At 67.0% G+C, this 7,328-nt stretch carries 1 protein-coding gene and 1 pseudogene; both read left to right on the top strand.

The window, feature by feature from the left end; all coding sequences use genetic code 11:
- Positions 1–133: 133 nt before the first annotated feature.
- Positions 134–340: pseudogene (locus tag ETD86_RS11945) on the top strand (integrase core domain-containing protein); the annotation flags it as partial.
- A 46-nt stretch (positions 341–386) separates the two neighbouring features.
- The gene (locus ETD86_RS11940; RefSeq protein WP_138666198.1) at positions 387–7,022 is read left to right on the top strand and encodes a LamG-like jellyroll fold domain-containing protein; all 6,636 of its coding nucleotides are present in this window, start codon (positions 387–389) and stop codon (positions 7,020–7,022) included.
- The last annotated feature ends 306 nt before the right edge of the window (positions 7,023–7,328 follow it).

The following is a 7,328-nucleotide window of genomic DNA, read 5'->3' as shown; positions in this document are numbered from 1 at the left end:
ACACCGCCCTGGAAGCCGTCGCTGCACGCGTCCGGCGCCACGAAGAGCAACTCCGCCGACTTACCACCCGGGTCAGCTGAAAGCGTTAACCGGCCAACGCCCAGAACCAGCGTCATTAGCCGGATAATGTTATGACAACGCGATGATGGAATCGTTCTGGGGAACGATGCAGCTCGAACTCCTCGACACCAGAATCTGGAATACCCGCGAAGAACTCGCCAACGCCATCTTCGAATGGATCGAATGCTGGTATAATCCATACAGGCGCCATTCCAGCATTGGAATGCACAGCCCCGTCACGTACGAGAGCCTCTACCGGCCCTCAGACACCGCCGAGTGACCTCACCTCAGGTGTCCGTGCAACGGGGGGAACCTCAGTCGTGGCTATGGCTCCCGGCCTCCTGGTGGTGCAGGGCCAACCGGTGGTGGCGGAGGCCGCCGCAGCGGTGCAGCAGGATGCCGGAGCCTTACCGGTGATCCCTCAGCAGATGGCTGGCTCGGCCGTGGGGCTGCCTTCGCTGCTGCCTGCCACGAAGATCGCCGCTGTGGCCGATGCGTCCGATGGGTGGCGTGCTGAGGTGAAGCGGCCCAAGGGTGCGGTGCCGCAGGAGAGCCGGACGCCGAGCGCCGCACAGGCCCAGGCGTCGGAGTCGAAGCGGTTGCCGGCCGGGGTGCTGCGGGCCGAGGCGGCCGATGCGGCGTTGTTGGCCGTGCCGAGTTTGGTGGATGTGTATCCCAAGCAGGGGTATCTGGTCGATTCGCTGACGCCGGCGCTGCGCGCGTGGGGTAAGAGCAACAACGGCAGCTATGCCATGTCGTACTTGTTCAATATCTGTGATGTCGCGTCGATGTCCGGCACCGGCTGTACGACGTCGGGCTATGTGACGGGCAACAAGAACAGCTGGAGCGTTCCGGCCGGGAAGCTGAGCTGGGGCAAGCAGTACTGGTGGACGGTCACCGCCCGCGACTCCTACGACCTTTCGACCACCACCTCCCCGGTGCTGACCTTCACCACCGGGGTGCGCCAGCCGGCCGTCACCTCGAACCTGGCCAACTCCGGCGTTGCGGGGCAGGAGTTCAACCAGCAAAACGGCAACTACACCAGCACCTTCACCGACCTGGACGTGGCCACCGTGGGGCCGCCGCTGTCGGTGGTGCGCACCTACAACAGCATGGACCCGCGCACCGACGGCATGTTCGGCCCTGGCTGGTCGACCCGCTGGGACATGAAGGTGATCAAGGAGGTGCGGGGCGCCTCGACGTCGGCACTGGTGACCTACCCGGACGGGCGGCAGGTGCGGTTCAAGGCCAACGGGGACGGCACCTTCCAGCCGCCGCCCGGCATGCACGCCACCCTCGCCGAGCAGAGCGGCGGCTGGCGACTGATGGACAAGGCCTCCACCAGCTACCGCTTCGACACCAGCGGCCGACTGACATCGATCACCGACCAGCGCGGCCGCAGCCAGCAACTGACCTACGACACCAGCGGGAAGCTGACCACGGTCACCGGCGTGGGCGGCCGGTCGCTGACATTCACCTGGCAGGCGGATCGAGTGGCGTCGATCACCAGCGACCCGATCGACGGCCAGGCACTGACGTGGACCTACGGTTACGACGCTGGCCGGTTGACGCAGGTGTGCGCCCCGGTCGTGGCCCCGAACTGCACCAGCCACGAGTACGGTACCGGGTCGCTGTATCGCAGCAGCGTGCTCAACTCCGACCCGTTCGGCTACTGGCGGCTCGGCGAGGCCGCCGGCGCCACCAGTGGCGAAGACCTGGGCACCGGCGCCGGCAACCTGACCTACCAGGGCATCACACTGGGCCAGCCGGGCGCGCTCGCGGCCACGACGGACACGGCGGCCACCTTCGCCGCCGGATCCGTGGTGAAGCTGCCCTCCAACACCATCCCGCACCTGGGCGACCAGCTGTCGGTGGAAGCCTGGTTCAAGACCACCCAGTCCGGCGTGATCATGGCAGCGGGCGACACCCAGAACGGCAGCGACCTGGCGCAAGGGGCGATGCTGTATGTCGGTACTGATGGCAAGCTGCGCGGTTCGCTGGATGCGGTGACCACGCCGATCACCTCTGCGAACGCGGTGAACGACGGGCAGTGGCACCATGTGGCGCTGACCGTGGCCGGGGCGGACCAGACGCTGTACCTGGATGGTCAGCAGGTCGGCGGCATGACCGGCACGGTCACCGCCTGGCGGACGTATGCCACCCTTGGCAACGGTGTCACTGACCCGGCCAAGTCCCCGGCTGTGCCGTCCGCGGTGCAGGCGTTTCCGTTCCAGGGTCAACTGGACGAGGTCGCGCTGTATGGCAAGCCGCTGACCGCGGCGGAGGTGGCTGGCCACTATGCCGCCCGCACCGGCGCCCCGCACAAGCTGTCGAAGACCACCCTTCCCTCGGGGCGGGTGTGGGCGGTCAACACCTACGACGCCAAGACCGACCGGATCGCCACCCACACCGACAAGGACGGCGGCACCTGGAAGATCGGCGACATCGGCGTCGAGGAGCAGTCCGGCGAGGCCCAGGTCACCGTGACCGACCCGGACAACAACACCCTCGACTACCTCTACGATGCCTGGCGCGGCTACCGCGTGCGCGGCGTGCCGGACGCGCTCGGCCACACCACCTGGTATGAGTACGACCAGGCCGGCTTCCTGACCAAGGTGATCGACCGCAACGACATCGCCAACGAGATCTACCAGGACAAGCGCGGCAACAATCTGGGCCGGCAGTACTGCCGGGCGCCGGGCGAGTGCGCGATCGAGTTCTGGACCTATTACCTGAATGCCAGCGATCCGTTCGATCCGCGCAACGACAAGGTGACCGCCTACCGGGACGGCCGCTCGGCCGGCGACACCGACAACACCTACGCCACGAAGATCGACTACAACACCTTCGGGGAGGTGACCAAGCAGACCACCCCGGCCACCGCGGACTTCCCGCAGGGGCGCTCGATGAGCACGATCTATACCGACGGCAGCGAGCCGGCGGTGGGCGGCGGCACCACCCCGGCTGGGCTGGTGAAGACCAGGGCTGACGCCCGCGGCAACACGTGGAGCTACCGCTACACCGCTGCTGGCGACCTGGCCGAGCAGACTGACCCGGAAGGGCTGGTCACCAAGCTGGAGCACGACCCGATCGGTCGGCTGAGTGCCAGCACGCGCATCTCGGAGGCCTTCCCCGGCGGCGCCGAGACCACCTTCACCTACGACGGGCGCGGCCGTCTGCTGACCAGCACCTTGCCGGGCGCGAAGAACGAGATCAGCAACGTCACGCATACCGCGCAGACCCGCATCGCCTATGACGCCGACGGTAACCCGCTGACGCAGACGGTGATGGACGCGACCGGCGGTGAGCCGGAGCGCATCACCACCTACACCTATGACGGTCACGGCCGGCTGGACTCCATCACCGACCCTGAGGGTGGCGTGGTCCGGCAGGCGTGGAACCACCGCGGCTGGACGGTCCGTACCACGGACCCGCGCGGCACGGTCATCGAGCAGTCCTTTACCAAGCGCGGTGAGCCGGACACCAGCACGTTGAAGGGTTGGACCGGCAGCCCGGTCAATCCGCAACCGGCCAGGGACGTGGTGCTGGAAACCCGAGGCTATGACCCGGCCGGGCGGCTGGTGTCGACGGTGGACGTGATGGGCCGCAAGACCACCAACGACTACTGGATGGACAACCGGCTCAAGCGGCAGATCGCCGTCGGCGCCAAGCTGAACGGCTCCGCCACGCCACGCGACGTGGTCGTCAAGGCCGAGGAGTATGACCCCGCAGGCAACCTGAAGACCTCGGTCACCGGCGGTACCAAGGAGATCGTCACCCTCTACGACTACGACGTAGCCAGCCGCCTGGTGGCCCGGACGCTGGACCCCGTCAACCCGAACGATCCGGATCCAGAGCTGGCCCGCAAGACCGCCTTCACCTACGACGCCAACGGCAACGTCACCCAGACCACGCTGACGGCCGCCGGCACCACTCGCATCGAGACCACCGGCTACGCCTACAACAAGCTCAACCAGACCACCAAGCAAACCGTCGAGAACGGCGCCCAGGACCTGGTCACCACCACCACCTACGACGACCGCGGCCTGGCCGTGGCCACCACCGATCCCCGCGGCAACGCAGACGGAGCCAACGCCGCCGACTACACCACCACCCTGCGCTACGACATCCTGGACCGGCTGGTGGAGACCACCGCGCCGCAGATGCAGGTGGACAAGAACGGGTCTTCCAGCCAGGCCCGCCCAGCCGCCAAGGTCGGCTACGACACCGTGGGTAACCAGACCCACCAGACCGATCCTGAAGGCCGCACCGTCGCCTCCACCTTCGACAAGGCGGGCCGGCTGACCAGCAGTACCGCGCCGCAGTACACCCCGCCCGGCGGCAGCGCGATCACCCCAACCGTCCGCCACGGCTATGACGCGGCCGGGCAGCGCACCAGCACCACCGACCCGCGCGGCAACGTCACCCGGTACGAATACGACCAGCTCGGCCGCCAGGTCCGCGTCACCGACCCCGCCCCCGACGGCCAGCCCGCCGGCACCTGGGTGAGCGAGTACGACATGGCCGGGGAACAGCTGGCCAGCATCGACCCGACCGGCGCCCGCATCCAGGCCACCTACGACGACCTGGGCAGGCAGATCACCGCCACGCAGATCGAGCGCAAGCCCGCCAGCGCCGCCTACACCACCACGATGGAGTACGACGACGCCGGCCGGCTGATCAAGCAGACCGCCCCCGGCCCGAACCCGGCCACCAGAGTCACCACCTTCACGGTCAACGCCGCCGGCGAGGTCACCTCGACCACCGACCCGGCAACCAACAAGACCACCATGGAGTACGACCTGGCCGGCCGCCTGGTCAAGACGGTCGCCCCGAAGACGATCACGACCGACCTGAGCGGCAACGCCACCGTGGCCGAGTACGACCTGGCCGGCCGCAAAATCAGCGTCAAGGATCTGAACGGCTCGGGCGCGGTGCAGCGCACCTTCGGCTACGGCTACGACCTGGCAGGCAACGCGACCAGCTCCACCTCACCCGAAGGGCACATCACCAGGCAGACCTTCGACGCGCTCAACCGGCCGACCTCACTCGTCGAACCGGTCTCCGCGAGCGAGTCGATCACCACGAGGTTCGGCTACGACGCCACCGGCGCCCGCACGCGGCTCACCGACGGCCGCGGCAACGCCACCTGGACCAGCTACAACAGCCTCGGCCTGGCCGAAACGGTGACCGAACCGGCCACCACCGCCCACCCGAATGCGGCCGACCGCACCTGGACCCACCTCTACGACGCGGCCGGCAACCAAGTGGCCACCATCCAGCCCGGTGAAGTGCGGATCGACCGCACCTTCGACCACCTGGGCCGGCTCACCAAGGAGACCGGCGCCGGGGGCGGCGCCACCAGCGCCGAGCGCACCTTCGGCTACGACCTGGCTGGACGCGCTACCACCGCCGGTGACCTCGCGGTCGACTACAACGACCGCAGTCTGCCGCTGAAGGTCTCACGCGCCACCGTGCAGGAAACCGCCTACGCCTACGACGCGCTCGGCAACCCCACCCAGCGCATCGACGCCGCCGGCACCGCCACATTCACCTGGGACAACGTCAACCGTCTGGCCACCGCCACAGATCCGGTCACCGGCCGTACCCTCACCTATGGCTACGACCCGGCCAGCCGGCTGAAGACCATCACCGCCACCAGCGGCCAGGCCAGCACCCAGAGCTTCGACTACGACGCCATGGACCGGCCCACCACGCAGACGCTGAAGAACGGCGCCGGCACCCAGCTCGCCAAGATCACCTACGGGTGGGACAAGGACGACAACCTCACCACCAAGACCACCACCGGCCTTGCCGGCGCAGGCACCAACACCTACGCCTACGACCACGCCGGCCGGCTCACCTCCTGGACCGCCCCCGGCGGCGCCACCACCGCCTACGAGTGGGACGCCGCCGGCAACCGCACCAAAGCCGGCGGCAAAACGTTCACCTACGACGAACGCAACCGCCTGACCTCCGGCGACGGCACCGACCACACCTACACCCCGCGCGGCACCCTGGCCACCAGCACCAAGGCCGGCGCCACCACCAGCTACACCTTCGACGCCTTCGACCGCCTCATCGCCGACGGCGACAGCCTCTACAGCTATGACGCTCTCGACCGGGTCACCTCCCGCATCCGCGGCGCCGCCAAGCAGACCTTCGCCTACGCCGGGCTCGGCAACGACCTGGCGGCCCTGCGTGACAGCGGTGGCGCCGTCCAGGCCGCCTACGCCCGTGATCCCGCAGGCGTCCTGCTTGGCCTGAAGGAAGGCGCCGGTACGGCTGCCGCAGCGCTGAGCGACCTGCACGGCGATCTGGTTGCCACCTACACCACCAGCCTGCAGACCTCCACCGCCTACGACCCCTTCGGCACCGTCATCACCCAGACCGGCACCAAGACCCAACTCGGCTACCAGGGCGAGTACACCGACCCGGACACCGGCAAGGTCAACATGCACGCCCGCTGGTACCAACCCGGCACCGGCACCTTCACCAGCCGCGACACCGCCACCCTCAACCCCAATCCTTCGATCCAGGCCAATCGCTACACCTACGCCAACGCCACACCCATGGTCGGCACTGACCCCACCGGCCACATGACCTACTACACACCGGACAGCAACGGCAACTACGTCCCATCAAGCGGCGGATACTGCCAGGTGAACATCAGCGCGGGTACCTCCGCGTGCACACCGACCATCGCTGAGTCAGACCCTGCCTGGTGGAAGGAAAACAACCCTGAATGGAATCCGGGGTTCTCTGAGGAAGAAGCGCGCCGAGTAAATGTCGTAGCGGAAGGGCTGGGCGCTGGCCGAGACGCCCCCGACGACGACTTCTGGGCAGACAACTCAGAAGAAGGTGAACGGGCTCGGCGAAATTTCAGTGCATTCTATGACCCGATGAATCCATATATGGAGCCGCGAATGTCAGGAACGCAAATGGGAGATCGAGTACTATAGCATAGTCGTCGACATCCTGAAAACGAAGAGAGGTGTCCATCCTAAAGATCTGAAGCGTGCTACGTTTTATGACAGTTATGTATGGATGGTCACCCAAATTGAGGCCGACAGGCGATTCTGCAAGAAGATGGGATCGGCTTGTGCAGTGCAATGGGGCATATTGCCCTGGCGGGTTCTGCAGTCTACATTCGCCTCACCTCTAGAAAGGGAGATCCGCAGTCAAACCCAACGCGGTCTGCGCAGCTGAAGACGACACAGATCGTCAGAGAGTCTGTGCAACGGCAATTGAATGCCGGCTGGTCGAGC

This window comes from Nonomuraea turkmeniaca (assembly GCF_005889735.1).
GTDB classification, from domain to species: domain Bacteria; phylum Actinomycetota; class Actinomycetes; order Streptosporangiales; family Streptosporangiaceae; genus Nonomuraea; species Nonomuraea turkmeniaca.
Note: the sequence above shows the minus strand (reverse complement) of the source record. Positions and strands in the feature narration are given on the sequence as shown.

Coding starts and splice junctions, on each gene's coding strand:
- ETD86_RS11940 (WP_138666198.1), top strand. CDS start 387: ATGGCTCCCGGCCTCCTGGTGGTGCAGGGCCAACCGGTGGTGGCGGAG.